This window comes from Shewanella sp. SR1 (genome assembly GCF_020447145.1).
Classification (GTDB): Bacteria; Pseudomonadota; Gammaproteobacteria; order Enterobacterales; family Shewanellaceae; genus Shewanella; species Shewanella baltica.
Genome location: NZ_JAJAEF010000008.1, coordinates 85,134 through 110,158, shown reverse-complemented (window position 1 = coordinate 110,158; position 25,025 = coordinate 85,134). Strand labels below are relative to the sequence as shown.

The 25,025-nt window shown below is 47.3% G+C and carries 29 protein-coding genes; 16 read left to right on the top strand and 13 right to left on the bottom strand.

Annotation, left to right across the window (positions count from 1 at the left end; all coding sequences use genetic code 11):
• Positions 1-209: 209 nt before the first annotated feature.
• From KV201_RS09745 to KV201_RS09700, 10 genes are all read right to left on the bottom strand, one after another.
• The gene (locus tag KV201_RS09745) at positions 210-485 is read right to left on the bottom strand and encodes an HPr family phosphocarrier protein (protein WP_006083073.1); all 276 of its coding nucleotides are present in this window, start codon (positions 483-485) and stop codon (positions 210-212) included.
• Entirely contained in the window at positions 472-1,326 is an 855-nt protein-coding gene (gene rapZ / locus KV201_RS09740; RefSeq protein ID WP_006083072.1) for an RNase adapter RapZ, read from the bottom strand. Before rapZ ends, KV201_RS09745 begins: the two co-directional genes overlap by 14 nt.
• Positions 1,323-1,766, bottom strand: coding sequence for a PTS IIA-like nitrogen regulatory protein PtsN (gene ptsN / locus KV201_RS09735; RefSeq protein WP_006083071.1), 444 nt, complete (start codon positions 1,764-1,766; stop codon positions 1,323-1,325). The genes rapZ and ptsN overlap by 4 nt, the downstream gene beginning before the upstream one ends.
• Before the next feature lie 2 nt (positions 1,767-1,768).
• Entirely contained in the window at positions 1,769-2,056 is a 288-nt protein-coding gene (gene hpf, locus KV201_RS09730) for a ribosome hibernation promoting factor (RefSeq protein WP_006083070.1), read from the bottom strand.
• A gap of 28 nt (positions 2,057-2,084) precedes the next feature.
• Complete coding sequence (locus KV201_RS09725) at positions 2,085-3,563, bottom strand: RNA polymerase factor sigma-54 (protein ID WP_006083069.1); 1,479 nt, start codon at positions 3,561-3,563, stop codon at positions 2,085-2,087.
• 107 nt (positions 3,564-3,670) lie between these two features.
• A complete protein-coding gene (gene lptB, locus KV201_RS09720) occupies positions 3,671-4,402 on the bottom strand; it encodes an LPS export ABC transporter ATP-binding protein (protein ID WP_006086073.1) in 732 nt (243 codons plus the stop codon).
• Positions 4,399-4,953, bottom strand: a complete 555-nt coding sequence (lptA, locus tag KV201_RS09715; RefSeq protein WP_006086072.1) for a lipopolysaccharide transport periplasmic protein LptA — start codon at positions 4,951-4,953, stop codon at positions 4,399-4,401. The genes lptB and lptA overlap by 4 nt, the downstream gene beginning before the upstream one ends.
• Complete coding sequence (gene lptC, locus KV201_RS09710; RefSeq protein ID WP_006086071.1) at positions 4,940-5,500, bottom strand: LPS export ABC transporter periplasmic protein LptC; 561 nt, start codon at positions 5,498-5,500, stop codon at positions 4,940-4,942. The genes lptA and lptC overlap by 14 nt, the downstream gene beginning before the upstream one ends.
• Positions 5,497-6,048, bottom strand: a complete 552-nt coding sequence (gene kdsC, locus KV201_RS09705; RefSeq protein WP_006083065.1) for a 3-deoxy-manno-octulosonate-8-phosphatase KdsC — start codon at positions 6,046-6,048, stop codon at positions 5,497-5,499. Before kdsC ends, lptC begins: the two co-directional genes overlap by 4 nt.
• Positions 6,048-7,025, bottom strand: a complete 978-nt coding sequence (locus KV201_RS09700) for a KpsF/GutQ family sugar-phosphate isomerase (protein WP_006086070.1) — start codon at positions 7,023-7,025, stop codon at positions 6,048-6,050. The genes kdsC and KV201_RS09700 overlap by 1 nt, the downstream gene beginning before the upstream one ends.
• A gap of 279 nt (positions 7,026-7,304) precedes the next feature.
• On the opposite strand from KV201_RS09700, the gene KV201_RS09695 reads away from it, so the two are divergent.
• From KV201_RS09695 to murA, 8 genes are all read left to right on the top strand, one after another.
• Positions 7,305-7,463, top strand: a complete 159-nt coding sequence (locus KV201_RS09695) for a hypothetical protein (RefSeq protein ID WP_155730104.1) — start codon at positions 7,305-7,307, stop codon at positions 7,461-7,463.
• A 205-nt stretch (positions 7,464-7,668) separates the two neighbouring features.
• Positions 7,669-8,487, top strand: coding sequence for a phospholipid ABC transporter ATP-binding protein MlaF (gene mlaF, locus KV201_RS09690; RefSeq protein WP_063882287.1), 819 nt, complete (start codon positions 7,669-7,671; stop codon positions 8,485-8,487).
• Positions 8,484-9,269, top strand: a complete 786-nt coding sequence (mlaE, locus tag KV201_RS09685; RefSeq protein WP_006083062.1) for a lipid asymmetry maintenance ABC transporter permease subunit MlaE — start codon at positions 8,484-8,486, stop codon at positions 9,267-9,269. Before mlaF ends, mlaE begins: the two co-directional genes overlap by 4 nt.
• Before the next feature lie 56 nt (positions 9,270-9,325).
• A complete protein-coding gene (gene mlaD, locus KV201_RS09680) occupies positions 9,326-9,799 on the top strand; it encodes an outer membrane lipid asymmetry maintenance protein MlaD (protein ID WP_006083061.1) in 474 nt (157 codons plus the stop codon).
• 11 nt (positions 9,800-9,810) lie between these two features.
• Positions 9,811-10,473, top strand: a complete 663-nt coding sequence (locus KV201_RS09675; protein WP_226059184.1) for a phospholipid-binding protein MlaC — start codon at positions 9,811-9,813, stop codon at positions 10,471-10,473.
• The gene (locus KV201_RS09670) at positions 10,470-10,754 is read left to right on the top strand and encodes a lipid asymmetry maintenance protein MlaB (protein WP_006086066.1); all 285 of its coding nucleotides are present in this window, start codon (positions 10,470-10,472) and stop codon (positions 10,752-10,754) included. The genes KV201_RS09675 and KV201_RS09670 overlap by 4 nt, the downstream gene beginning before the upstream one ends.
• Positions 10,755-10,773: 19 nt before the next feature.
• A complete protein-coding gene (locus tag KV201_RS09665; protein WP_006083058.1) occupies positions 10,774-11,031 on the top strand; it encodes a BolA family protein in 258 nt (85 codons plus the stop codon).
• A 9-nt stretch (positions 11,032-11,040) separates the two neighbouring features.
• The gene (gene murA, locus KV201_RS09660) at positions 11,041-12,300 is read left to right on the top strand and encodes a UDP-N-acetylglucosamine 1-carboxyvinyltransferase (protein ID WP_006083057.1); all 1,260 of its coding nucleotides are present in this window, start codon (positions 11,041-11,043) and stop codon (positions 12,298-12,300) included.
• Between the two features lie 116 nt (positions 12,301-12,416).
• Here the strand turns inward: murA and degS are convergent, their stop codons facing one another.
• Together degS and degQ are read right to left on the bottom strand one after the other, a co-directional pair.
• On the bottom strand, positions 12,417-13,499 hold the full coding sequence (degS, locus tag KV201_RS09655; protein WP_126491167.1) for an outer membrane-stress sensor serine endopeptidase DegS: 1,083 nt from the start codon (positions 13,497-13,499) through the stop codon (positions 12,417-12,419).
• A 115-nt stretch (positions 13,500-13,614) separates the two neighbouring features.
• Positions 13,615-14,967 carry a Do family serine endopeptidase DegQ gene (gene degQ, locus KV201_RS09650; RefSeq protein ID WP_011847817.1) on the bottom strand — a complete coding sequence of 451 codons (1,353 nt, stop codon included), beginning with the start codon at positions 14,965-14,967 and terminating at the stop codon, positions 13,615-13,617.
• Positions 14,968-15,380: 413 nt separating this feature from the next.
• On the opposite strand from degQ, the gene zapE reads away from it, so the two are divergent.
• The 8 genes from zapE (at position 15,381) to rlmB (ending at position 23,303) form a co-directional block, all read left to right on the top strand.
• Positions 15,381-16,493 carry a cell division protein ZapE gene (gene zapE, locus KV201_RS09645; protein WP_006086064.1) on the top strand — a complete coding sequence of 371 codons (1,113 nt, stop codon included), beginning with the start codon at positions 15,381-15,383 and terminating at the stop codon, positions 16,491-16,493.
• A gap of 290 nt (positions 16,494-16,783) precedes the next feature.
• Entirely contained in the window at positions 16,784-17,212 is a 429-nt protein-coding gene (gene rplM, locus KV201_RS09640) for a 50S ribosomal protein L13 (RefSeq protein WP_006083053.1), read from the top strand.
• Between the two features lie 14 nt (positions 17,213-17,226).
• Entirely contained in the window at positions 17,227-17,619 is a 393-nt protein-coding gene (gene rpsI, locus KV201_RS09635) for a 30S ribosomal protein S9 (protein WP_006083052.1), read from the top strand.
• Between the two features lie 154 nt (positions 17,620-17,773).
• Positions 17,774-17,962 (top strand): DUF2065 domain-containing protein, encoded by a 189-nt coding sequence (locus KV201_RS09630; RefSeq protein WP_006083051.1) that lies wholly within the window; start codon positions 17,774-17,776, stop codon positions 17,960-17,962.
• Positions 17,963-18,034: 72 nt separating this feature from the next.
• Positions 18,035-19,330, top strand: a complete 1,296-nt coding sequence (locus KV201_RS09625) for an adenylosuccinate synthase (RefSeq protein WP_226059183.1) — start codon at positions 18,035-18,037, stop codon at positions 19,328-19,330.
• Between the two features lie 112 nt (positions 19,331-19,442).
• The gene (motX, locus tag KV201_RS09620; RefSeq protein WP_011847814.1) at positions 19,443-20,099 is read left to right on the top strand and encodes a flagellar protein MotX; all 657 of its coding nucleotides are present in this window, start codon (positions 19,443-19,445) and stop codon (positions 20,097-20,099) included.
• Between the two features lie 39 nt (positions 20,100-20,138).
• Positions 20,139-22,562 (top strand): ribonuclease R, encoded by a 2,424-nt coding sequence (gene rnr, locus KV201_RS09615; RefSeq protein WP_226059182.1) that lies wholly within the window; start codon positions 20,139-20,141, stop codon positions 22,560-22,562.
• The gene (gene rlmB, locus KV201_RS09610) at positions 22,563-23,303 is read left to right on the top strand and encodes a 23S rRNA (guanosine(2251)-2'-O)-methyltransferase RlmB (RefSeq protein ID WP_226059181.1); all 741 of its coding nucleotides are present in this window, start codon (positions 22,563-22,565) and stop codon (positions 23,301-23,303) included. It abuts the gene before it with no gap.
• A gap of 146 nt (positions 23,304-23,449) precedes the next feature.
• On the opposite strand, the gene KV201_RS09605 is transcribed toward rlmB, so the two are convergent.
• On the bottom strand, positions 23,450-24,892 hold the full coding sequence (locus tag KV201_RS09605; protein WP_006083046.1) for an MFS transporter: 1,443 nt from the start codon (positions 24,890-24,892) through the stop codon (positions 23,450-23,452).
• Positions 24,893-25,025 lie beyond the last annotated feature (133 nt).

Below are 25,025 nucleotides of genomic sequence, written 5' to 3'. Positions count from 1 at the left end.
TCATGCGTTTTACGCATAGATTAAGGCGGCTAAAACTAAGATGAGTCAGCGGTAATGCTCGCTAGTGTAATCGCCTATGGTTCGTGTCGTCGAGCGACAAATGTGTCGCCAAGCTTTTGAAACGAGATGTGAACTGCACAAATAAGCAGTGCTAAATGTGAGGTGTACTAATCTGAGTGCCTGTGTGGAACACTGAGTATGAAATGAAACTAACAGGCTTCGTCAAACTTAGCGTCGATTAAGGCACAAATGGCATCCAGAGCGGGCTCAGCATCTGGGCCTTCGGCGATAAGTTTAATGGTTTTACCCATGCCAGTCTCAAGCATCAATAAGCCGAGCACGCTGGCGGCGGATGCCTGTTTATCGCCTTGTATTAAGGTGATGGTCGCATCAAACTCGGATGCCAGTACCACCAACTTAGTGGCGGCACGGGCATGTAATCCCAGTTTGTTACAGATAGTGATCTGACGTTCAAGCTTTGGCATTATTCAGCTCTCGATGGCGGGCATAAACTTTATGTTTACCGTTACTAAAGCGTTTAGCCAATTGCTCTGCGACGTAAACCGATCTGTGTTGCCCACCCGTGCAGCCAATCGCCACAGTTAAATAACTGCGATTGTTGCGCTCGAGATGTGGCAGCCAAGTTTCCAGTAAATTTTCGATTTGCCAGATGAACTTATTCACGAGTGGTTGACGATTTAAGAACTCAGCCACGGGCTCATCTAAGCCTGTCAATGGACGCAGCGCCAGTTCCCAGTGTGGGTTAGGCAAGAAGCGTACATCGAACATAAAGTCGGCTTCGGTTGGCATACCGTGCTTAAAGCCAAAGGACTCGAAGTTAATCACTAACTCTTTATCAACGCTGCCGAGCAGAATTTGTCTGACTTGGTCGCTTAAATCATAGATATTCAGGTTCGACGTATCTATGTAGTGATCGACCAGTTTTGACATAGGCTCGAGCAGCTTCCCTTCCAGTTTTATCGCTTCTTGCAAAGAGACTTGGCTCTTCGACAAAGGGTGCAAACGGCGGGTTTCGCTGTAACGCTTGAGCAGAATTTTATCGCTGGAATTGAGGAAGAAGCTGGTTAACTCAGTATCAGGAGGCAGGCTCGCGAGTTGCTTTACTAAGACCTTGTCCTGCTCAGGCATGTTACGCACGTCGACACTAATGGCGACGAGATCGTTACTGCCTTTGAGTTGCTCAAGCAAAGTGCCGATTAAGGGCAAGGGAAGGTTATCGACACAATAATAGCCGAGATCTTCGAGTACCCTTAGGGCGACAGATTTGCCTGAGCCTGAGCGGCCCGACACTATGACCAGTTTCATCCAGTGATTACCTGATAGAGTTCCGTTTCATCATGCGTCTTGCGTAATTGCTTTAATATTTGCTTGTCGCTCAGCTTTTCGGCCATGCAAGACAAGGTACTTAAGTGCTGCTGACATTGGTCTGCAGGCACCAGTAGTGCAAATAAAATATCAACAGGTTGCTTATCGATAGCATCGAATGCTATCGGCTCTTCACACTTAATGAGTATGGCAATGGGCTGATCTATATCGGCTAGTCGACCATGTGGAATGGCGATGCCGTTACCTATACCTGTGCTCCCCATCTTTTCGCGCGCCACTAGGCTTTCGAATATCTCTTGAGATGAGAGGGTCGGGTACTGGGCAGCGACTAAGTCGCTGATGAGTTCCAGTACCTTTTTCTTGCTGCCCGGAGTGGCGCAGGTAGTGCACTCCGGCCGCAGTATGGTACAAAGTTCCATTATTAGTGTTTTGTTAACTTCTCTTTGTGTTTAATAACCTGACGATCAAGCTTGTCAATCAGGGCGTCTATAGCGGCATACATGTCAGCATGCTCTGAAGTAGCAAAAACTTCACCACCGATAAGATTTATTCTCGCTTCGGCAATCTGTTGCATTTTCTCGACATTGAGCACAACGTGCACATTATTGATCTGTTCGAAATGGCGTTCAAGTTTTGAAAACTTTTCTTCTACATATGCACGTAACGATTCGGTAATTTCGACATGGTGTCCACTCAGGTTTATTTGCATAGAAACGTCCTCCGATATCCACTGTAGGTTATAAACTTTTACGCTGATTAGAAGGCGGAATGAGCATAGCCTCTCGGTACTTCGCAATGGTTCTGCGGGCTACGTTGATCCCTTGTTCTGCCAGAAGTTGTGCCATCTTACTGTCGCTTAATGGTTTTTTCTGGTTTTCCGCTGCAACCAGTTTCTTAATGAAGGCTCTGATTGCTGTGGATGAGCACTCCCCACCATCGTCAGTACCGACGTGGCTAGAGAAGAAGTATTTTAGTTCAAAAAGTCCCTTAGGGGTATGCATGTATTTCTGTGTCGTCACCCTTGAGATGGTCGACTCATGCATTTCTACCGCTTCGGCAATATCGTTCAGCACCATAGGTTTCATGGCTTCTTCACCGTATTCAAAGAAACCTTGCTGATATTGGACGATACAGTTCGCCACCTTCAACAGGGTATCATTACGGCTCTCTAAACTCTTGATAAACCATTTAGCCTCTTGCAGATGACCACGAATAAATTGGCTATCGGCTTGGCTTTTAGTGCTGCGCGCCATCGAAGCATAATGTTGATTTACATTGATTTTTGGCATGCAGTCAGGATTAAGCTCAACCACCCAACGGCCATTTTTCTTCGACACTGACACATCTGGGATGACGTATTCGTCATCGTTGGGCGTAATCAATAAACCTGGGCGGGGATTGAGGGTTTGGATAAGCGCGATGCCGTCTCTTAACTCATCCTCTTTTAATTTAGTCTTACGCATCAACAATCTAAAATCGCGGGCGGCGATCAGATCTAAATGATCTTTGATCAGCATGCGGGCGTTTTCTAGGTTGGGCGTGTCAGCGGCGAAATGCGACAGTTGGATCAACAGGCACTCGCTTAAATCGCGGGCGGCAACACCAATAGGATCAAAGTGTTGAATGCGCTTGAGTACAGCTTCGACTTCGTCGAGCTCAACCTCAGAATTGCCCATGGCTTCGAGGATTTCGTCAGTGCTTTGGGTGAGATAGCCTTGATCGTCGATGGCATCAATAATGGCGGTGGCAATGGCTAAATCGGTTTCAGAAAACGGCGTGAGGTTTTTTTGCCATTCTAAGTGTTCATACAAGCCTTCACTGGTCTCACCTTGGAAGGGCATATCGTCTTCACGACTGCCGCCGGGGCCAGAATTGGGAGAGGCGGTGAACACTTCATCCCATGTGGTGTCCATGGGGAGTTCGTCGGGCATGGACTCTTTCGTGAGCGACTCTGCCGTGTCTATGGTGGAGCTGTCTTTTTCTGGCGGCAGGGTGCTAGATTCACTGAAATCCGTATCGGATAGCGTTTGGTTTACAGGGTCTTTAGTGGCGTCGAATTGATCCTCTTCCAGCTCGAGAAGGGGATTAGAATCTAAGGCTTGCTGGATCTCTTGCTGCAGTTCTAATGACGACAGTTGCAACAGACGTATGGCCTGTTGTAATTGTGGCGTCATGGTTAACTGTTGACCCAGTTTGAGCTGGAGTGACGCTTTCATGTTACCGCTGATCCCTACGTTATTATTGTTGGATGAGGTCGCTTGTTATCATCTTGAGTGGAGTCCAATGGTGGCATAAATTGCCTGCATTGGCTCCGCTTGATTAACTATAGCCTGAATTGTTCACCTAAGTACACAGCCCTAACTTGCTGATTGTCTAAGATCTCTGCGGGTGTTCCCTCGGCAATCAAGTTTCCGTGACTCACGATATAGGCATGTTCACACACATCTAATGTCTCACGGACATTGTGGTCTGTGATCAACACGCCAAGGCCACGACTTTTGAGCTGTTCGATAATCTTTTTAATGTCGATAACCGAAATCGGATCGACACCAGCAAAGGGTTCATCGAGCAAAATGAACTTAGGATTTGCTGCTAACGCCCGCGCAATTTCGACACGGCGACGTTCACCGCCCGACAATGACATGCCTTGGCTGTCACGGATATGGGTGATGTGGAACTCTTCGAGCAGATGCTCTAGCTCTTCTTCCCTTTGCTCTTTTTTTAATTCTTTACGCGTTTGCAGCACGGCCATGATGTTGTCATGGACGGTCAGTTTACGAAAGATACTGGCTTCCTGCGGCAAGTAACCTATGCCTTTGCGGGCGCGCAGGTGCATAGGATCTGCGGTTAAATCATCATCGTCGATAAAGATGTGGCCTTTATCGCTTTTAACCAGACCAACGACCATGTAAAAGGTGGTAGTTTTACCCGCGCCGTTCGGGCCGAGTAGGCCAACGACTTGACCGGTTTTGACCGTCAGACTGACGTCTTTAACCACTTGGCGACTCTTATAACTCTTCGCCAGATTTTGTGCTCTTAGGGTGATTTGGGTCATTTAGAGTCCTGCTTTTTCACAGGTTTATCTGCTGGCGCGTCTGGTTTGGCATCATCTTGATAGCTTTCTGGCTGAATAATCGTGATCACGCGATCGTCACCACTGCCGGTACTCTCGGCAATTAATTTTTGCTGGATGATGTTGTAGCGGATCAAATTACCCGTCACTTGGCTGCCCGCTTGATCTAACGAGGCTTTGCCTTTAAGTGTCAGGGTGCGGCTCGCCATATCGTAACGAATTTCTTTCGCGCTCGCCGAGGCTGGACGGCCATCGTCTAATACTTGGCTGTACGTCGCAGGGTTACCTGTGGCCACTAAAATTTTGCTATTTTCACCTTCGGCAGAAAATGCACGCAGTTGATCTGCATGGATTTTAATCGAACCTTGGGTGACTTCAACCGGACCAAAGAAGATGATCTGGTTGTTCTTGATATCTGCCGTTTGGCTCACAGCCTTGATTTTGACTTCCTGTTTCAGGTCGTCGACTTTAGCAAAGGCGCTCATGCTCATTATTAGCATTAGGCTGGCAAGTAATACGTTATTTTGCTTCATATGTTCCTACTACCTGACTGGTCAATTGCACTTCTTGCGCGTTGAGGTCGGCATAAAGGCCTTGGCCTTGAATATTAAAATCTTTCCCTGTGACGTAAATGGTGCGGTCAGAGGTCATTATCATCGTATTGAGATCGAGTTCCAGATAACTGGTGGACAAGGTCTGGATCGGTTCTTCTGGGCTAATGGCATCAATAATAACATTGTTTTCTAATACAACCTTGCCCGTTTCCTTGTTTAGCTTGCCCTGATCTGCTCTGAGTTGCCATTGTGCTTTACCTTGGTCTGGATAAACAAGATAAACAGGTTGAGTAAAGTAAGTTTGATTCGTTGAATCATAATGTTCCATGTGTTTCGCCGTCACACGGCTATTGACTAGCCCGTGTTCATTGAACTCAACACTGCGCAGATCTTCAACGATGAAATCTGGGGTATTTTGATCTTTTACTCTGTTATCGGTATCACCGCTGTGTTTGTTCTGCACTTGCCAATAAAGCACTAATGCCGTTCCAAAAAAAGCGATAATCGCGAGTGTCACACGACTCATATACTCATTCCATGGGCCGAAGTGAATTTATTTTGACTGAGTAGCAATAGATCTGTGAGTTCACGCAAGGCACCGTGGCCGCCATTGAGCGTAGTCACAAAGTGGGCGTGCTGACGAACATAGGGATGACCATCGGCTACGCTGACTGCTAAACCGACGACATTCATCACTGGCAGATCGACAATATCATCACCGATATAAGCCACTTCTTCTGGGGTAACGCCATAGAGTGCGAGCAATGCTTCATAGGGCTCGAACTTATTGTCTACGCCTTGGTAGATATGGGTTACCCCAAGCGCCGTCATACGGTTTTCAACGATTTTGGATTGACGTCCAGTAATCACCGCAAGATTAAAACCGCTGGTGAGTATCGAGCGCACGCCATAGCCGTCGCGGGTGTGGAAGGCTTTTAGCTCTTCGCCGCTATTGCTTAGGTAAATACGACCGTCGGAAAACACCCCATCGACGTCACAGATCAACAGTTTAATCTTTTGCGCGCGTTGCCACACATCATCACTGATTGGGCCGTAAAATCCTTGCTGTGGCATTAAATGACTCCTGCTTTAACCATGTCTAGCATGTTAAGAGCGCCGATTGGATGGCGGTCTTTATCGATAACAATTAATCCGTTGATGTTTTTTGAGTCCATCACTTGCAGCGCTTGGGCGGCCAACACACCGTCTGTGATGGTCACGCAGTTACGGGTCATCACATCGGCGATGGGCGTAGTACGTAGATTCACTTCGGCATCGATAACGCGGCGTAAATCACCATCGGTGAAGATACCAACTAGCTTGCGCTGATCATCGATAATCGCCGTCATGCCTAAGCCTTTCTTAGAGATTTCGTACAGGGCTTCTGTGATGCAAATATCGTGGTTAACGAGCGGTAAGTCATCACCGCTATGCATGACATCGCAGACTTTTAACAATAACTTGCGTCCTAAAGCACCGCCAGGATGGGACATAGCAAAGTCATCACGGGTAAAGCCTTTCGCTTGTAGTAGCGCAATGGCAATCGCATCGCCCATCACTAAGGTCGCGGTAGTGCTTGACGTTGGCGCGAGTCCAAGTGGGCAAGCCTCTTCAGGGACTTCAATACATAAATGTACTTTAGACAAGCGCGCCATGTTCGATTCGGGTTTACCTGTTACCGCAATAACGGGCACGCCCATACGTTGGATGACGGGCATTAAGGTGAGGATTTCGCTCGACTCACCGGAATTTGAAATCGCTAAAATCACATCGTTATCTGCTAATACACCGAGATCGCCGTGGCTGGCTTCACCCGGATGCACAAAAAATGCGGGCGTTCCTGTGCTGGCGAGGGTGGCAGAAATCTTATTACCGATATGGCCCGATTTGCCCATTCCCATGACAATCACTTTGCCTGTGCAGTTAAGGATCAACTCGCAAGCTTCTGCAAATTCGGCTGAATCAACATATTGATAAAGATTGTCTAGGGCTGACTTTTCAATGTCGATAACTTTACAGCCCCATTGGCGCAGTTGTGATTTGTCTACCATGTCTATCTCTCTTTTTGCATTGTCTTTGTCGCCCCATTGATGGGATTGGAATAGCACAATTTGGTACGCGATAAAGATGATATGTAATAGGCTTTCTGCCAAGTTTTAGTTTGTTTTCAGACGATTTAGCATATGTCTTATTGTGGTGAATTCCCTAAAACAACAAAACAATTGCGGCAGGCTAGAGCGATTGATTCGACTCGTCAAGTTCAGCTGCGGCAGCTATTCATGCACAATAACCTGTTTAGCGGCCGAAGGTCTTGAGCAATATCATCGTCTTTGTCGTTTATTTCAATGGATTTATCCCGTATCGCGGCGGGTATTACCGCACGGGATGCCTCTATTTCACACTCGTATATCGACGCATCGCACCTAAAAGTGGACGAAGAGCGAGCTAAGTGCGAACGAATTAGCCAATATCGCCAATTCTGCAACTAGGTTGAAAACATTAAGTAACATTTTACCTGTGCAGAGTGAAAACTTAGGGCGCATTTTCGCTGTAAATGAGGCAAATTGAAAGTATCGCAGGGCGATAGTGTCGATTCGGTTGTAGGTTAAAGCGCAATTACGTACAATTTGCGGCTCTTCGATTGGTCAGTCTAGGAAGACTAGGATCACCTCTTTGCAAATGTCGGAATCAAGCATGACTCAAGAACAAACGCCGTTGGTTGAGATCCGTAATTTGGGGTTTAGCCGCGGTCAGCGTGTGATATATGAAGATATTAGCCTGTCCATTCCAAGGGGCAAGGTGACGGCGATCATGGGGCCGAGCGGCATAGGCAAAACGACCCTGTTAAAGTTGATCGGCGGCCAATTAACGCCTGACCACGGACAAGTGCTATTTGATGGCCACGATATCCATGGCGTGAGTCGCAATGAATTATTTAGTCTGCGTAAGCGGATGAGCATGTTGTTTCAAAGCGGCGCGCTGTTTACCGACATTAATGTGTTCGATAACGTGGCCTTTGCGCTGCGCGAACATTCAGGTCTGCCAGAAGACATTATTCGCACTATCGTGCTGATGAAGCTCGAAGCCGTAGGTTTACGTGGTGCCGCCCAGATGATGCCAAGTGAATTATCCGGTGGTATGCAGCGCCGCGCCGCATTAGCTAGAGCCATAGCGCTTGAGCCTGAAATGGTGATGTACGATGAACCTTTTGCCGGCCAAGATCCTATCTCTATGGGCGTGTTAGTGAAGCTTATTCGTGAGTTATCCGATGCGCTGAATCTGACCTCCATTGTGGTCTCCCACGATGTGGATGAAGTCCTCGGTATTGCCGATTATGTGTATGTGGTGGCCGATAAAAAAGTCATCGCCCACGGCACACCAGAGGAATTGAAGTACGCCGACAATCCACAGCTGAAACAGTTTATTCAAGGCGCACCGGATGGCCCCGTACCGTTCCATTATCCGGCGAATGATTACCAACAAGAATTAATGGCAAAAGGAGTTGGCAAGTGAAGTTAATAGACAGTATTGCCGACTTGGGCCGTAGCGCGATTGAGTTAGTGCTCGGTTTTGGCCGCGCAGGGCTCATGTTGTGGGGGGCGATTTTTCGCTGGCCACGGGTGCGCAAAGGTTTTCCACTATTAGTGCGCCAGATTTATGTGGTCGGCGTGCAATCTATGGTGATTATTTTAGTCTCAGGGCTTTTTATCGGCATGGTGTTGGCGCTGCAAGGCTACAACATCTTAGTTGGCTTCGGCACCGAAGAAAGCTTAGGCCCTATGGTGGCGCTCAGTTTACTGCGTGAGTTAGGACCCGTGGTTACCGCACTTTTGTTTGCGGGACGTGCGGGTTCAGCCTTAACCGCTGAAATTGGTTTAATGAAAAGTACCGAGCAGCTATCGAGTTTAGAGATGATGGCTATCGACCCATTAAGGCAGATTATTGCACCACGCTTTTGGGCTGGGGTGATCAGTATGCCATTGCTGGCGTTAATGTTTACCGCTGTGGGTATTTACGGTGGTCACATAGTCGGCGTGGAATGGAAGGGTATCGACAGCGGGGCGTTTTGGTCGATTCTGCAGGCGTCGGTCGAATGGCGTCAGGACATAGTTAACTGCCTGATCAAGAGTGGTGTGTTTGCCGTAGTGGTGACTTGGATTGCGTTATATCGCGGTTATCAAGTGATCCCAAATCCGGAAGGCATCAGCCGTGCAACGACTCAGACTGTGGTTCAGTCGAGCCTCGCTGTATTGGCATTAGATTTTTTACTGACAGCCCTGATGTTTGGCCGCTAACGGAACACTGCGGATTTCGACACAGGTAAGATGGATTAACAGAGTGGTAGCTGAACATGTTGACACGAAAAATTGAATTATTAGTGGGTGTGTTTCTTTTAACGGGATTGGCCGCTTTTTTGGTCTTGGTCTTTAACGTCGCCAATATTGAAGTTAAAAGCAGCGATAGCACTTATACCATAAAAGCCAATTTCACCAATATTGGTGGCTTGAAGGTACGTTCGCCCGTTAAGGTCGGCGGTGTTGTGGTTGGCCGCGTCAGTGGCATTGATTTAGATCCCGTTAAGTTAGTGGCTGTGGTCACTTTAGTGATGGATAAGCGTTACGATAAATTCCCTGAAACCAGTAGTTTAGCAATTTTGACTTCGGGTTTATTGGGCGAGCAATTCTTGGGGTTAACACCGGGTTTTGTCGACGATGATGTCAGTATGCTCAAAGATGGCGACAAGATTGATGACACGCGCTCGGCATTAGTGTTGGAGGAACTGATTGGTCAGTTCTTATATAGTATGGGTTCGAAGGATAAATAGGGGTTACCGCTATGTTTAAAAACTTATCTCGTTTTTTACTGCCGTTAGTGATGGTTTTAGGGACAACGAGCGCTGTCGCCGCCGATGTGGTGGTCGACACTAAGGACCCGTATGCCATGGTGAAAGCCGTTGCTAATAAAACCTTCGATCGTTTTCATAAAGATAAAACGTTAATCGATGCTGACTCAGATCATTTAAAGGTGATCGTTCGTGAAGAGCTGATGCCTTATATTGATTATAAATACGCTTCTTACAAAGTCTTAGGACAATATCTTAAGGATTCAACCGAAGATCAGCGTAATCGTTTCGTCGATGCCTTTGAAGGTTATTTAGTGTCGACTTATGCCCAAGCTTTTACTGAATACACCAATCAAAAAGTGGAATTTTCACCTGGAGTTGATTTCAGTAAAGAGAAAATGGTCGATGTGAACGTGCAGATCATCGAAGCCGGCCGTCCGCCAATCAAACTGCTGTTTAAGGCACGCCGTTTGAAAGATGACTCATGGAAGGCATTCGACTTAGTCGCCGAAGGTGTGAGCTTACTGTCTTCTAAGCAGTCTGAAATCTCGAATCTGATTCGCCAGCAGGGTATCGATCCTGTGATTAAGATGCTCGAAGATCGCACCAAAGAGAAAGTGACCATCAAGGCTAAATCAGGGAAGTCGCAGTCGTGATTGAATTTGTGCAACAGGGCACAGTTTGTCATCTCAAAGGGCGCATAACCCAAGCCGATGTCATTACACTTTGGCCACAGCGGCAACAACTGCTGGGCGAGTCTACTCAGATATTGTCTTTATCTGGGCTCGAATACAGTGATAGCGCTGGCATGGCATTTTTGCTGGCGTTAGTGCGTGAACATGGCAGCCAACTTGAATTGAGTTCTGCCTCACCACAACTTAAAAAACTCATCGATTTATATGATTTACATGCCTTCTTTACCGAAGAAGCGCATTGAGAATAGGGTAATAGATTTCATGGAATGCAGCTTAATCGAACAGATTTTACGTGATGCGTTAGGGCTTGAAGAAGTTCACGCTAGCTCGGATGGTAGCCATTATAAAGTGATCGCCGTAGGCGAATGCTTCGATGGTATGAGCCGAGTCAAACAGCAACAAGCCATTTATGCACCGTTGGCGGCACACATTGCCAGCGGTGAATTACATGCATTAACGATCAAAACTTTCACGCCGACTCAATGGAAACGCGAAAAAGTTTTCAACATGCCTAGCTAGTGAGGAAAAGTGGATAAACTAACAATTCAGGCAAGCCCCCCGCTTGCCGGTGATGTGATCATTTCAGGTGCTAAAAATGCGGCTCTGCCTATTCTGATGGCAGGCGTATTGGCCGAAACCGATTTTGTGGTTTCTAACGTGCCGAATCTTCGCGATGTGACTACTAGCTGTAAATTATTACGCTGCCTCGGTGCTGAAGTGACTGAGCTTGGCGACGGACAGATCCGCATTTCAACCACTAATCTGAATGAGTTTTGCGCTCCCTACGATCTCGTGAAAACCATGCGCGCGTCTATCTTGATCTTAGGGCCATTATTGGCGCGTTATGGTACCGCAGACGTGTCATTGCCAGGCGGCTGTGCCATTGGCGCAAGACCGGTTAACTTACACTTACATGGCCTCGAAATGATGGGTGCCAAGATTGAAGTGAAAGAAGGCTATATTAAAGCCCGTGTTGATGGTCGTCTTAAGGGCGCACACATTTTCATGGACATGGTCAGTGTCGGTGCAACCGAAAACTTACTGATGGCTGCGGCGTTGGCCGATGGCGAAACCGTGATTGAAAACGCGGCGCGCGAACCTGAAGTGATCGATTTGGCGAATTGCTTAATTGCCATGGGCGCAAAAATCACCGGCGTAGGCAGTGCAACCTTGCGTATTCAAGGGGTTGAGCGTTTACAGGGGTGTAATTACCGCGTGATGCCAGACCGTATCGAAACCGGTTCATTCTTGGTTGCTGCTGCGGTAACCCGTGGGCGTATTCGTTGCCTAAAAGCCGATCCTGCATCACTTGAGTCAGTTATCGCTAAGCTTGAAGATGCGGGCGCTAAGATTACGACCGGCGAAGATTGGATTGAACTCGATATGCAAGGTAAGCGTCCAAAGGCGGTCAATATCAAGACGGCACCTTATCCCGGTTTTCCAACGGATATGCAGGCGCAGTTCTGTGTGCTTAATGCCTTAGCGCAAGGTACGGCAACCATTACCGAGACCATCTTCGAAAACCGCTTTATGCACGTGCCAGAGCTTATTCGTATGGGCGCAACCATGGAGCTTGAAGGTAATACCTGCATCATCCAAGGGATTGAATCCTTAAGTGGTGCGCAGGTGATGGCGACGGATTTACGCGCATCAGCGAGTCTAGTGATTGCGGGTTTAGTGGCCGATGGCAAGACGATCGTCGATCGTATCTATCACTTAGACCGTGGTTATGAGCATATTGAGAATAAATTCCAAGGTTTAGGCGCGCAGGTTGTGCGTACTCAGTAACGAGTTATTGAGTTAGGCCTGAGAGATTAAAATCTCGACCCAATAAAAAAAACCAGCTTAAAAGCTGGTTTTTTGTTGTCTGCGTTTTAGTGTGCTACGCAATGAGGGGCGCCACTCTAGTTATCGACCACAACCTTTTCATCGATAATCACAGGTAACTCCTGTTGTTTCCCTTGGCGTATCACAGTCATCATTACTTTCTTACCCGGTGTGGTTTCCGCTATGCGGTCCATCAGCATTTCAACGCCTGGCACATCTTCACCATCGTATTTAATAATTACATCCCTTGGCATTAAGAGGGCACGCGCCGCAGGGCCATTAGGATCGACACCCATAATGACTACACCTTTTAAATCGGGCAGATTGAGGATTTGTGCAATGACAGGGTTGATAGGTTCACCTGAAATACCCAAAGCACCACGGATCACGCGGCCATTCTTAATCAACTTACCCATAATGCTGTGGGCCAATTTAATTGGGATAGCGAAGTTAATCCCATGGCCGCCGCCTTCTTCACCCACTTGGAATGCTGCGGTATTAATACCGATAAGGCTGCCGTTAGTGTCAATGAGCGCGCCGCCCGAGTTACCAGCATTAATCGCCGCATCGGTTTGTAAAAAGTCTAAGTAACCTGAACTTAAGCCGTTACGACCCGTGGCACTTATGATGCCTTGGGTAATGGTTTGGCCTAAATTGTAGGGATTACCAATGGCGAGCACGACATCACCAACTTGAGGTGGACTGTCGAGATTAACGGGGACAATCGGTAAGTTATCGCCTTCAATCTTGAGTACCGATAAATCGGTTTCTGGATCGAAGCCAACCACTTCAGAGGTAAATTTGCGTCCATCTTGCAGGGCGACAACAATTTCGTCGGCCTTTTTAATGACATGATAATTCGTAAGAATATAGCCTTCTTTGCTCATTATCACCCCAGAACCTAGGCCCTGTAGCGAACCCGAGTTAAGTGGGCGGTTCTGATCTATGCTGAGGCTATAAATGTTAACAACGGCAGGGGCTGCGCGGCGGACCGCCTTGGCAAAGGAGAGCTCGACTGTGTTGTTGGCTCGGGTTTGTAGCAGGCTATTACCGAGGGATTGGTTATCGAAATAACGGGTTACCAATAAAAACATGGCCGCCATGATAAGACCGAAAAGGGTGGCTTTACCGAGATATAATAGTGTGTCTTTTATCGTCATGGCAGGATGGATCTTGAAAAAGGTGAGTTAGATTAACATGTTTAATCTATGTAAGCATAGGGAACCTAAGCTCCCTATGCTTATGTGTGGCAGAAAAAATGACCTATTTAGTCGATTAACGTAGGACTAAATACAACATGCTCTTATCACGCATGATCTTCAGTGCCACCGCACCTTCTTGATCTTTTAGCTGTGCTTTAAGTGCCTTAAGATCTTTAATTGCAGTACGGTTAATACCGACAATCACATCTCCTTTTTGTAAGCCACTCATTGCCGCTGGTGAACCTTGGGCGACATCGGTAATTTCAATGCCCTTAGATGTGTTTTCTAAGGATGCACCTTGCAACATAGGATGCACGGCGCCAGCCGCAGATTCACTGGTTTGGCTTGCTTCACCTAAGGTCACCTTAACGGTTTTCTTATCTCCGTCACGGATGAGTCCTAACTCAACCTTAGCACCCGCACCCATAGTGGCGACTTTGGCTCGCAGTTCTTGGAAGGACTTAATACCACGGCCATCGACGCTGATAATGATATCACCCGCTTTAATACCGGCTTTTTCGGCGGCACTGTCTTTGGCTACTTCATTCACGAAGCCGCCGTGCTGGGTGTCTAAACCAAAGCCTTGGGCGAGTTGGCTATCAAGATCGCGTCCCGAAATCCCCAGTACTCCGCGGCGTACTTCACCGTGTTCGGCAATTTGCGCGACCAAGTTTTTCACCATATTGGCTGGGATCGCAAAGCCGATACCAACGTTACCACCCCCCGGCGCTACGATTGCGGTGTTAATCCCAATCAATTCCCCGTTTAAGTTAACGAGTGCACCACCCGAGTTACCACTGTTAATCGCGGCATCGGTTTGAATAAAGTTTTCCAGCATTTCTATGCCTAAACCGCTACGGCCTAAAGCACTGACAATACCTGAAGTCACGGTTTGCCCTAAACCGAAGGGGTTACCAATGGCAACGGCAAAGTCACCAACACGCAAGTCGTCAGAGTTTGATGACTTGATTGCGACAAGATTTTTTGCCTCAATTTGCAGCAATGCAATATCCGATTCTGAGTCAGTACCAATGAGTTTGGCCTTTACTTCACGACCGTCATGTAGACCAACTTGAATATCATCAGCACCGTCAATCACGTGGTTGTTAGTGACTATGTAGCCTTTTTCGGCGTCAATAATAACGCCTGAGCCTAAGCCTCTAAAAGGACGTTCCTGCACTTGCTCCTGTGGCGCATTGGGGCCAAAGAAGTAACGGAAAACATCAGGTACTCTTTGTTTTGAAACATGAGTCCCCGTAACGGCTACGGACACAACAGCAGGTGTCGTACGCTCAAGCATGGGCGCAAGACTTGGAATGGATTGTCCCTCAACCGTCTGTGGAATGGCGGCCTGTGAGACGACAGGCATCATAGTCAGGGTCGCGGCTAACATTGCGGCTGAAAGTACAGATAATTTTGTTTTCATCTATTCATAACTCCAAATAAGGGTTGAACGATCTGGATGTAATGCATCAGCTATTGTGCGAGTGCCAGATCAAATCTGTATCGGTACCGGCTATTTGCCTAGGTAACCATTCGGACACGCACCTAATTGAAAAAGTTCATCATATTAACAAATGTTAATTTTTTTGAGCCTATTTTATCGACTGTTTCATACTCGTTGCTGAGTGGAAAACTGTGGGCAAGATACTCATTTTTCAAGCCCTGATATCAGCAAGTTTTGCCGATTAAAATGACCTACAGCATAGAGGTTTATTCGCCGTTTGTATGCTGTTTAGCGTTGAGGCAAAAGTCGTATTCAGCATTAATATATCCTGCGCCACATTGGCCGTGCTAATATCATCGCAGTTTTAATAAAGGACATAAGAGAATTAAAAAGTGCCTCAGTTAAGCCCTTGGCAGCATTATCAAAAAGATCTTACCCGTGACGGTTTCTCCCATGATCCGGCCCAAGAAATTGCGGTCAAAGCATTACAACGTGTCTATGAAGACTTAACGGCGGCGGAAGAGCCGAGTTCTATCGTAGGGAAATTGTTTAGTGCATTCGGCTTAAAATCGGCGCCTGCTTCACCTAAAGGCCTGTATCTTTGGGGCGGTGTGGGTCGCGGCAAAACCTATCTGATGGATACTTTTTTTGATGCCTTGCCTGGCGATCAAAAGCTGCGGGCTCACTTCCATCGTTTCATGCATCAGCTACATTTAGATTTAGATGAACTGAAAGGCGTGCGCGATCCCTTGCTGGTGATTGCGAAAAAGATGGCCGCGAAATATCGCGTTATCTGTTTCGATGAATTCTTTGTCTCCGATATTACCGATGCCATGTTGTTAGGTACGCTGTTTCAAGCGCTATTCAAAGAAGGCGTTGTGCTGGTCGCTACGTCTAACATCATCCCCGACGACTTATATAAAAATGGCTTACAGCGGGCACGTTTCTTACCCGCGATAGCCTTAATTAATCAACATTGTGAAGTGCTCAATGTGGATTCTGGCATCGATTATCGACTACGTACCCTTGAGCAAGCGGAGATTTATCATCATCCGTTAGACGCACAAGCCGATGCCAATCTTATGCGTTATTTTAGCCAGTTAGCGCCTGAGTCAGAGGTGCTTACCGCCGACATCGAAATCGAAGGTCGTAGTATCAGTATTCGTCAGCAGGCGCAGGGCGTATTGTTGGCCGATTTTAGAGCGCTCTGTGATGGTCCGCGAAGTCAGCGTGACTACATGGAATTGGCGCGGATTTATCATACTGTACTGGTCAGCGGCATTGAGCAAATGGGCGCATTTTTGACCGGCGATGATATCGCCAGACGATTTTTAGCTATGGTCGATGAGTTTTACGAGCGCAATGTAAAGCTTATCGTATCGGCCCAAGTGCCACTCGAAGACATCTACGCCGATGGCTTGCTTAACTTCGAATTTAGACGTTGTCGCTCGCGTCTTATTGAGATGCAATCACACGATTATTTGAAAACAGAGCACCTGCCTTAACCCTGCGGCGCAAGAGTTTCGCTTTAACTCCCGTGTTAAATCACCACTGGCTTGTTAATCCTTCGGATGACAAGCCAGATTGGTCGATATTTTATAAATTTTATCAAAATATCAGGTGATTTTTAACTCAGCTTTGTCTATACTCCGCCACCTGCCCACGTTACTCCGCCAATTGGGCGGAAGTTGTAAGCCGAAGTCAGTGCTCGAAGGGGTGCTAAAAGGCAATTTTGTGTTGTTTGCAAATGCAGACAGCATGTGAGACAGAAAATTAACTTTGGGTTTTTGTAATAATGAAGACTTTTACTGCTACACCAGAAACCGTAACTCGTGACTGGTTCGTCGTTGATGCAGACGGCAAAACTTTAGGTCGTATCGCTACTGAAATTGCTACCCGTTTACGCGGTAAGCATAAGCCAGAATACACTCCACACGTTGATACCGGTGATTACATCATCGTTGTTAATGCTGAAAAAGTGACTGTTACTGGTAACAAAGCGAAAGGCAAAACGTACTACTCGCATTCAGGCTTCCCTGGTGGCATTAAGCAAATCAGCTTTGAAAAGCTGCAAGCGCAAAAGCCAGAAATGATCATCGAGAAAGCAGTTAAGGGTATGTTACCAAAAGGTCCTCTGGGCCGTGCCATGTTCCGTAAACTGAAAGTTTACGCTGGCGCAGAACATAACCACACTGCACAACAACCTCAAGTTCTTGATATCTAAACGGGATTAAGCAAATGGCTGCAACTCAGTACTACGGCACTGGCCGTCGCAAAACCTCTACAGCTCGCGTTTTCGCTAAAGCAGGTAGTGGCAACATCGTTGTAAATCAACGTCCTTTGGATCAGTATTTTGGTCGTGAAACTGCTCGTATGGTTGTTCGTCAACCTTTAGAGTTAGTTGAAATGACTGACAAGCTGGACATCTATGTAACTGTTAAAGGCGGTGGTATCACTGGCCAAGCAGGCGCAATCCGTCACGGTATTACCCGTGCTCTGATGCAATTAGATGAAGCACTGCGTCCATCACTACGTTCTGCTGGTTTCGTTACCCGTGACGCTCGTAAAGTTGAGCGTAAGAAAGTGGGTCTACGTAAAGCACGTCGTAAGCCACAATTCTCTAAGCGTTAATTCGTTTTTGGAATATCAAAAAACCCAGCCTATGCTGGGTTTTTTATTAGCTAAAATTTACGGTACTGGCGAATTCATTTAAATAAGAGACTCTGTTGTTGGAGTGGGCTGATATACAATAAATGTGTATTGAACGACTGAGTTTGAGGTGCACATGACTTTTCAAGTTTTTATGCTGGCAGTAGCACTTGTATTACTTTTAGAGGGAGTCGGCCCCTTACTCTTTCCGAACAAGTGGCGTCGTTATTTAAATGAGCTCTCCCATCAAAATCAGCAGGTTATCCAGCGACTCGGTGGCGCATTAGTCACGGCAGGAGTGGTGATCCTGGTGATTTTTGCGTAAAAAACAGCCTGCTTGCCCTTGCTTACTAAGATCTGTTAAAATTCTTTTTTAACCGCAACCTTGCAGCAAATAATGGGCAAAAACGTAGTTGTTCTCGGCACCCAATGGGGTGACGAAGGAAAAGGTAAGATTGTCGACCTTCTAACAGAACAGGCAAAATATGTAGTTCGCTATCAAGGCGGCCACAATGCTGGTCATACCTTGGTTATCGATGGTGATAAAACCGTTCTTCATCTGATCCCATCGGGTATCCTGCGCGATAATGTGAAATGCATTATTGGCAACGGTGTGGTGCTTGCACCTGACGCCCTGATGAAAGAGATCAACATGCTGAAAGATCGTGGTGTTCCTGTTGAGGAACGTCTGTTGATCTCTGAAGCGTGTCCGCTGATCCTACCATTCCATTGCGCCTTAGATATCGCACGTGAAAAAGCACGTGGCAATAAAGCTATTGGTACAACTGGCCGTGGTATCGGACCTGCGTATGAAGACAAGATCTCCCGTCGCGGTCTGCGAGTTGGCGACCTGTTCAATGCTGAACTGTTTGCTGAAAAGCTGAAAGAAGTTATGAAATACCATAACTTTATGCTGACAGAGTACTATCAAGTCGAAGCTGTTGATTACGAGCAAACGCTAGCAGATGCTTTGGCTATGGCCGATTATCTGAAGAGCATGTGTGTTGACGTGACTGAACTGTTGGATACTGCGCGTAAAGCCGGTGAGCCAATCCTGTTCGAAGGCGCTCAAGGTACATTACTCGACATCGACCACGGAACTTATCCTTTTGTAACCTCTTCAAATACCACTGCCGGTGGTGTTGCGACGGGTTCAGGTTTTGGTCCGCGTCACTTAGACTATGTCTTAGGTATCATGAAGGCATGCACCACTCGCGTGGGTGCAGGTCCATTCCCAACTGAACTGTTATGTGAAGTTGGTGATCATTTAGGTACTAAAGGTCATGAGTTTGGTGCGACAACGGGTCGTAAGCGTCGTCCTGGTTGGTTGGATGCTGTGGCAATGCGCCGCGCAGTTCAAATCAACAGTGTGAGTGGCTTCTGCTTGACTAAGTTAGATGTACTTGATGGTCTGAAAGAAGTGAAGATTTGTGTGGGTTATCAGAATCCTGATGGCACTATCTCTAAAGTGACCCCGCTTGCGGCTGAAGGTTATGAACTGGTTACGCCTGTTTATGAAACTATGCCAGGTTGGAGCGAGTCGACTTTTGGCGCGACATCCATTGAGCAACTGCCACCGGCAGCGATCAATTATATCAAGCGTCTTGAAGAGCTATTAGAAACACCAATCGACATTATCTCTACTGGTCCTGACCGTAACGAAACCATGATTTTGGTTAATCCGTTCAATTAAGACCTGTTAAGGCCGTGTTTCACGGCCTTTTTCTCTGCTTCTTTATGCCTTTCTCTGTTTAATTCTGCGGTTAGAAATTCAGCTCAAGCTCAAGAAATAGGTTATACTGCCGATGCAAGTATTCACCCTATTGTCATTGAGAGTCGTTATGCTACGTACAGCACTAGTTGCGCTACTGCCTTTAGTATCTTCAATGTGCTTTGCTGAAACGCAGGCGGTGGATATTTATAGCCAAGATCAATTGCTTGATTTGATCCGTAGCGATCAATATTTAGCGAAAGTGAAGCGTGATGATTGCCAGTTAGTCCAAGACATTGAGGCGCGAGCCCAAGTCTTAAAACAGCCTTTATATCAATTCCTGTGGGGCGAAATGCTCAATTATGGAACCTGTGTAAAGGCAAACCCTGTGAAGGGTATTGCTTTGTTACGTGACTCGGCCGAACAAGGTAGCTCAGAAGCGATGTTAAAGCTTGCCGAGTATTATCAGAGTGGGAAATTTGTCATCCGCAATAAAGACAGAGCAGTGCATTATTTACTGCCTGCGGCTGCAAGTGGTGATTTACCCGCTCGTATGATGTTAGTGCGTTTATTCGGTGAAGGTTATGGTAGTCCTAGAGATTACGAGATGGCCTATCACTGGTTATATAACGATGTTTTTGCGGACGAGGCAACGAAGAAAAAAGCCTTGTCTTTACTGCAGGTGTTAGCAGCTAAAATGCCCCCCAGTGCAGTGGCGCGGGCCCAGCAAGAACAGTTGCGAACCCGTTAAGTGGTCTCTTAATCTAGAGACACATTATTTGGATATTGAATGATCAAAGACCCTCATTTTGAGCGTGAACAGGATAAGTACGAAAACCCTATCCCAAGCCGTGAGTATATTATCGATTACTTACGTTCTCAGAAATCACCTATCACTCGTGACAGTATTGCTGCGGCGTTAAACATCCAAGAGGAAGAACAACTTGAGGCCCTGCGCCGTCGCCTACGTGCGATGGAACGCGATGGCGAACTTGTGTTCACCCGTGGGCAGAGCTATGGCTTGCCCGAGAAAATGGATCTTATCCCCGGCACTGTACTCGGACACAGAGAAGGCTTCGGCTTTTTCAAACCCGATGAAGGCGGTGATGACTTATTTATTTCGAACCGCGATATGCTGATGTATTTCCACGGTGATAAAGTGCTGGCGCAAAAAGCGGGCACAGATCGTCGTGGTCGCCGCGAAGCGCGTTTGGTGCGTTTGATCCAGCCGCGCAGTGCCGCGATTGTTGGCCGTTATCATGTTGATAGCGGTATGGCATTTGTCATTGCCGATGATAAGCGTATTACCCAAGAAATCTTAGTCGCGAATGAAGATCGCAACGGCGCCCGTCAAGGCGATGTGGTTGTGGTTGAATTAACGCGTCGCCCAGGTCGTTTTGTTAAGGCTGCGGGTAAAGTGACTGAAGTGCTTGGTAAGCAAATGGCGCCGGGGATGGAAATCGAAATCGCCCTGCGTAACTACGACTTACCCCATACTTGGTCACCTGTGATCGAGAAGAAACTGCGCCGAATTCCCGATGAAGTGACCGACGCCGATAAAGTCGGCCGTGTAGATTTACGTCATCTGCCATTAGTGACTATCGACGGCGAAGACGCCCGCGATTTTGACGATGCCGTGTATGCGGAGAAAAAAGCCGGTGGCGGCTGGCGTTTATGGGTTGCGATTGCTGATGTTAGTTATTATGTTCGCACCGATTCGGCTTTAGATACCGAAGCGCGTGCCCGTGGTAACTCAGTGTATTTCCCATCGCAAGTGATCCCTATGCTGCCGGAGAAAATCTCCAACGGCCTATGTTCGCTTAATCCTCACGTCGACCGTTTATGTATGGTCGCCGAGATGACAGTGTCTGCCAAAGGCAAGTTGTCGGGTTATAAGTTTTATCCGGCGGTGATGTATTCCCATGCCCGTTTCACTTATACCCAAGTGGCGGAGATGTTAGAAGGCGGTCCAATTGCGCCTGAGCATGAATCCTTGTTCCCGCATCTGCAGTGTTTACAGTCGTTGTATTTAGCGCTAGATGAGCAAAGAGCTGAGCGTGGTGCGATTGCGTTTGAAACCATGGAAACGCAGTTCATTTTCAATGAGCAGCGCAAGATTGATAAAATCGTGCCACGTGGTCGTAATCAAGCACATAAAATCATTGAAGAATGTATGATTTTAGCCAACGTTTCTGCTGCTAAATTTGTTAAGAAACACAAAGGCGAAGTGCTGTACCGAGTGCATGAAGCGCCATCTGAGCAAAAGTTGGCGAACTTTAAAGAGTTCCTTGCTGAGCGTGGTTTGACTATGCCTGGCGGACTTGAGCCAACGCCGTCAGATTACCAGAACGTGATGCTGCAAATTGCTGACCGTCCCGATGCTGAACTCATCCAAGTGATGTTGCTGCGCTCTATGCGTCAGGCCATTTACACCCCAGATAACGAAGGTCACTTCGGTCTAGCCTTAGAAGAGTATGCGCATTTTACCTCGCCCATTCGCCGTTATCCGGATTTAGTCTTACATAGAGTGATCCGTTATTTACTGGCGAAGGAAAGAGGCGAAGCCACAGAAAAGTGGACGCAGGATGGTGGCTACCACTATCAACTCGATGAACTCGACCAATTGGGCGAAGAGTGTTCGACTACAGAGCGTCGTGCCGATGAAGCGACTCGTGATGTTAGCGATTGGCTCAAGTGCGAGTTTATGCAAGATCACGTCGGCGATACCTTCGAAGCTGTGATTGCCTCAGTGACGAGCTTTGGTTTGTTCGTGCGCTTAAATGAGCTGTTTATCGATGGCTTAGTGCATATCTCAAGCCTAGGTAGCGATTACTACCAATTCGATCCTATGCGTCAACGCCTTATCGGTGAGCATACAGGCCAAGTCTATCAAGTCGGCGATCCTGTGACGGTTAAGGTCGCTGCTGTTAACTTAGATGACAGACAGATTGATTTAGTCATGCTGGGCGATGACGGCAAAGGTGGCAAGCGCAAAGCATCTGCCAGCCGTGATAAGCCGATGACAGCCCGTGAGCGTGTTAATCGTGAAGGCGCTAAGCAAGGTAAAGCGGGCAAAACCGCAACGCCTAGCACTAAGGCTGAAGCTGGCAAAGCCAAACCTAAGGCTAAAGCGGGCACTAAAGTGAAAAAGACAGCAGTAAAAGATCCGGCTAAAAAGCCAAAAGCCGCTAAGCGGAGCACGAGAAAGAAATAAATGAAAAAACAAGATATTATTTTTGGGATCCACGCAGTTGAAGCCCTGTTAAAACACAGCCCTGAGCGCGTTATCGAGTTATGGCTGTTACAAGGTCGTGACGATGAACGCTTAACTGTGCTGGCCAATCAGGCCAAAGCCTTTGGCACGACGATTCAAGTCGCTTCTCGCAAAGCCTTGGATGACAAAGCGGAAAGCAGCCAACATCAAGGTATAGTCGCACGCGTTAAAGCGGCGAAAGTGTTGAACGAGCAAGATTTAGATGTGCTGCTTGCTAACACTGAGCAACCATTTCTGCTGATTTTGGATGGCGTGACGGATCCCCATAACTTAGGCGCTTGCCTACGTAATGCCGATGCGGCAGGCGTGCAAGGTATTATCGTGCCTAAAGACAACTCAGTCGGCTTAACTGCGACTGTGAGTAAAGTGGCATGTGGCGCGGCGGAAACAGTGCCTTTATTCCAAGTGACTAATCTTGCGCGCACTATGCGTCACCTGCAGGATAAAGGTGTATGGATTGTGGGTACGGCGGGCGAGGCTGATTGCGAGCTTTATCAAGCCGATCTTAAAGGGTCACTGGCGATTGCCATGGGTGCGGAAGATAAAGGTTTACGCCGTTTAAGCCGTGAGTCTTGCGATTCACTGATCTCTATCCCTATGGCCGGAAGTGTGTCTAGCTTGAACGTATCGGTTGCGACCGGTATTTGCTTATTTGAAGCTGTGCGTCAGCGCCGCAGCTAATATGCTCACGCTTGCCTGATTTCGCACATGCGGTATCAGGCTTGCAGTAACGACTTGTTGCAGTAACTACTTGTTGCAGTTAGCATTAGCAGTAATAAAAGACCGATTAACTTTAAACAGTTAATCGGTCTTTTTTGTTGGCCTTTTTATGTCAGCGCTTTGTCTAGGTTAACCTGATGGCTATCGGCTTCATCCGTTTGAACGGCTTCTGGCTCTGCTTGTTCGATATCGAAACTGAAGGCGAGTTGCTCCTCATCACTGTCATTTTCGTCGATAATATCGTCATCGACGCCATCAGCCCCTAAATCATGCTCAGATTCATCTAGGTTAGCACTGGGCGTCATATGCTCTTGAATCGATTCAACATCAACCCTAGGGTCTAGCGCCGCCGCCAGTGGTGAAGAGACTAGGTCGCCCGTCGCCATTATATAATCTTGGGTGACATTGGTTTCGACTTTTTGCTGCGAATGCACGTAACGTAAACGCACAAACAGGATCAAGGTACAGGCAGACATAAAGCCATATAACATGCTGTTGCCAAGCCATTGCATCAACGTCGAGGCGATCAGTGGACCGATACTGGCCCCTAAGCCGAAGGTTAATAAAATGGTGGCGGATAAGCCGACTCGCTCATTTTGTTCGACTCGTGAGTTAGCCAGTGCCGTAGCGAGGGGATAGAAGGTGAAACCTAAAATACCAAACAGAAAGGTCATCACCAGCGAAATCACTGGATGATAGGGCGTTAAGGCGATGGCTAAGGCTAAGATGCCAAGCAATATACAGTTGATACGGATAAGACGGCTGCGGGACATAATGTCGGACAGTTTCCCCATCGGCCATTGTGCCAGTAATCCCGCTAAAATCGTTGCTGTCATATAAGTGGCGACTTTTTCAGGCGGCAAACCTAAGTTACTAGCATAGGCGGGCGCGAGACCATAAAACGAACCCACTATCATGCTACCAATTGCGATGGTTGTGAGTGCCTGCGGCGCTTTTTTCCAGTAATGGGCAATTTTGAGTGGAGCTGGGACCAAAGGCGCAGGGTGAAGACGACGCGTGAGTGAAATCGGTACGATACAGAGTGAGAAACAAATCGCGATCAGCAGTAACGGCTCAAGGCCTAATTCGGGGAAGATACTGATCGCACCTTGGCCCAAGATCAAGCCGAAGTAAGATACGATCATATAACTCGCGAACACTGTGCCCCTTTGGTTACTTTCGGCTTGTTCGTTAAGCCAACTTTCGAGCACCATGTATTGGCACATCATGCCCATGCCGACAACGAGCCTGAGGAGCAGCCAAACTGCTAGCTCATCCACGAGTGCATGACCCAATGCAGATGCGGCGACTATGCCTGCACTGGCAACGAAGGCGCGGATATGGCCCACTTGGGCGATAAGTCTATGACCAATCTTAGAGCCCGCCACAAGGCCAACATAATAGGCCGACATCATACCGCCTATCCAGATCTGTGGCACGTTCATCACCGAGAGCCTGAGCCCAAGGTAAGTTGTGAGCAAACCGCCGGCCAGTACCATTAACAAGGTGGTGCTATATAAAGAGGCGAAAGTGCGCAGCGGATTAGTCATATACAACTCCGAAAACACAAACAAGATTGATAATAAACCGTGAGTATATCAGGGGTTGGTGTTTATGTTGTGTTGCAAATTGTTGGTAAATCTTGATTAATTGCGCATTTCTGCTCAAAAAAACCTTAGATTA

Bases quoted from the DNA above. Each gene is read 5' to 3' on its own strand.
- rnr (WP_226059182.1), top strand. From the start codon at position 20,139: ATGATCAAAGACCCTCATTTTGAGCGTGAACAGGATAAGTACGAAAAC.
- KV201_RS09675 (WP_226059184.1), top strand. From the start codon at position 9,811: ATGTTTAAAAACTTATCTCGTTTTTTACTGCCGTTAGTGATGGTTTTA.
- rlmB (WP_226059181.1), top strand. From the start codon at position 22,563: ATGAAAAAACAAGATATTATTTTTGGGATCCACGCAGTTGAAGCCCTG.
- lptA (WP_006086072.1), bottom strand. From the start codon at position 4,953: ATGAAGCAAAATAACGTATTACTTGCCAGCCTAATGCTAATAATGAGC.
- rpsI (WP_006083052.1), top strand. From the start codon at position 17,227: ATGGCTGCAACTCAGTACTACGGCACTGGCCGTCGCAAAACCTCTACA.
- KV201_RS09625 (WP_226059183.1), top strand. From the start codon at position 18,035: ATGGGCAAAAACGTAGTTGTTCTCGGCACCCAATGGGGTGACGAAGGA.
- ptsN (WP_006083071.1), bottom strand. From the start codon at position 1,766: ATGGAACTTTGTACCATACTGCGGCCGGAGTGCACTACCTGCGCCACT.
- lptC (WP_006086071.1), bottom strand. From the start codon at position 5,500: ATGAGTCGTGTGACACTCGCGATTATCGCTTTTTTTGGAACGGCATTA.
- degQ (WP_011847817.1), bottom strand. From the start codon at position 14,967: ATGAAAACAAAATTATCTGTACTTTCAGCCGCAATGTTAGCCGCGACC.
- mlaD (WP_006083061.1), top strand. From the start codon at position 9,326: ATGTTGACACGAAAAATTGAATTATTAGTGGGTGTGTTTCTTTTAACG.
- KV201_RS09700 (WP_006086070.1), bottom strand. From the start codon at position 7,025: ATGGTAGACAAATCACAACTGCGCCAATGGGGCTGTAAAGTTATCGAC.
- mlaF (WP_063882287.1), top strand. From the start codon at position 7,669: ATGACTCAAGAACAAACGCCGTTGGTTGAGATCCGTAATTTGGGGTTT.
- hpf (WP_006083070.1), bottom strand. From the start codon at position 2,056: ATGCAAATAAACCTGAGTGGACACCATGTCGAAATTACCGAATCGTTA.
- KV201_RS09630 (WP_006083051.1), top strand. From the start codon at position 17,774: ATGACTTTTCAAGTTTTTATGCTGGCAGTAGCACTTGTATTACTTTTA.
- KV201_RS09665 (WP_006083058.1), top strand. From the start codon at position 10,774: ATGGAATGCAGCTTAATCGAACAGATTTTACGTGATGCGTTAGGGCTT.
- KV201_RS09725 (WP_006083069.1), bottom strand. From the start codon at position 3,563: ATGAAAGCGTCACTCCAGCTCAAACTGGGTCAACAGTTAACCATGACG.
- rplM (WP_006083053.1), top strand. From the start codon at position 16,784: ATGAAGACTTTTACTGCTACACCAGAAACCGTAACTCGTGACTGGTTC.
- KV201_RS09605 (WP_006083046.1), bottom strand. From the start codon at position 24,892: ATGACTAATCCGCTGCGCACTTTCGCCTCTTTATATAGCACCACCTTG.
- lptB (WP_006086073.1), bottom strand. From the start codon at position 4,402: ATGACCCAAATCACCCTAAGAGCACAAAATCTGGCGAAGAGTTATAAG.
- degS (WP_126491167.1), bottom strand. From the start codon at position 13,499: ATGACGATAAAAGACACACTATTATATCTCGGTAAAGCCACCCTTTTC.
- kdsC (WP_006083065.1), bottom strand. From the start codon at position 6,048: ATGCCACAGCAAGGATTTTACGGCCCAATCAGTGATGATGTGTGGCAA.
- motX (WP_011847814.1), top strand. From the start codon at position 19,443: ATGCAAGTATTCACCCTATTGTCATTGAGAGTCGTTATGCTACGTACA.
- KV201_RS09745 (WP_006083073.1), bottom strand. From the start codon at position 485: ATGCCAAAGCTTGAACGTCAGATCACTATCTGTAACAAACTGGGATTA.
- rapZ (WP_006083072.1), bottom strand. From the start codon at position 1,326: ATGAAACTGGTCATAGTGTCGGGCCGCTCAGGCTCAGGCAAATCTGTC.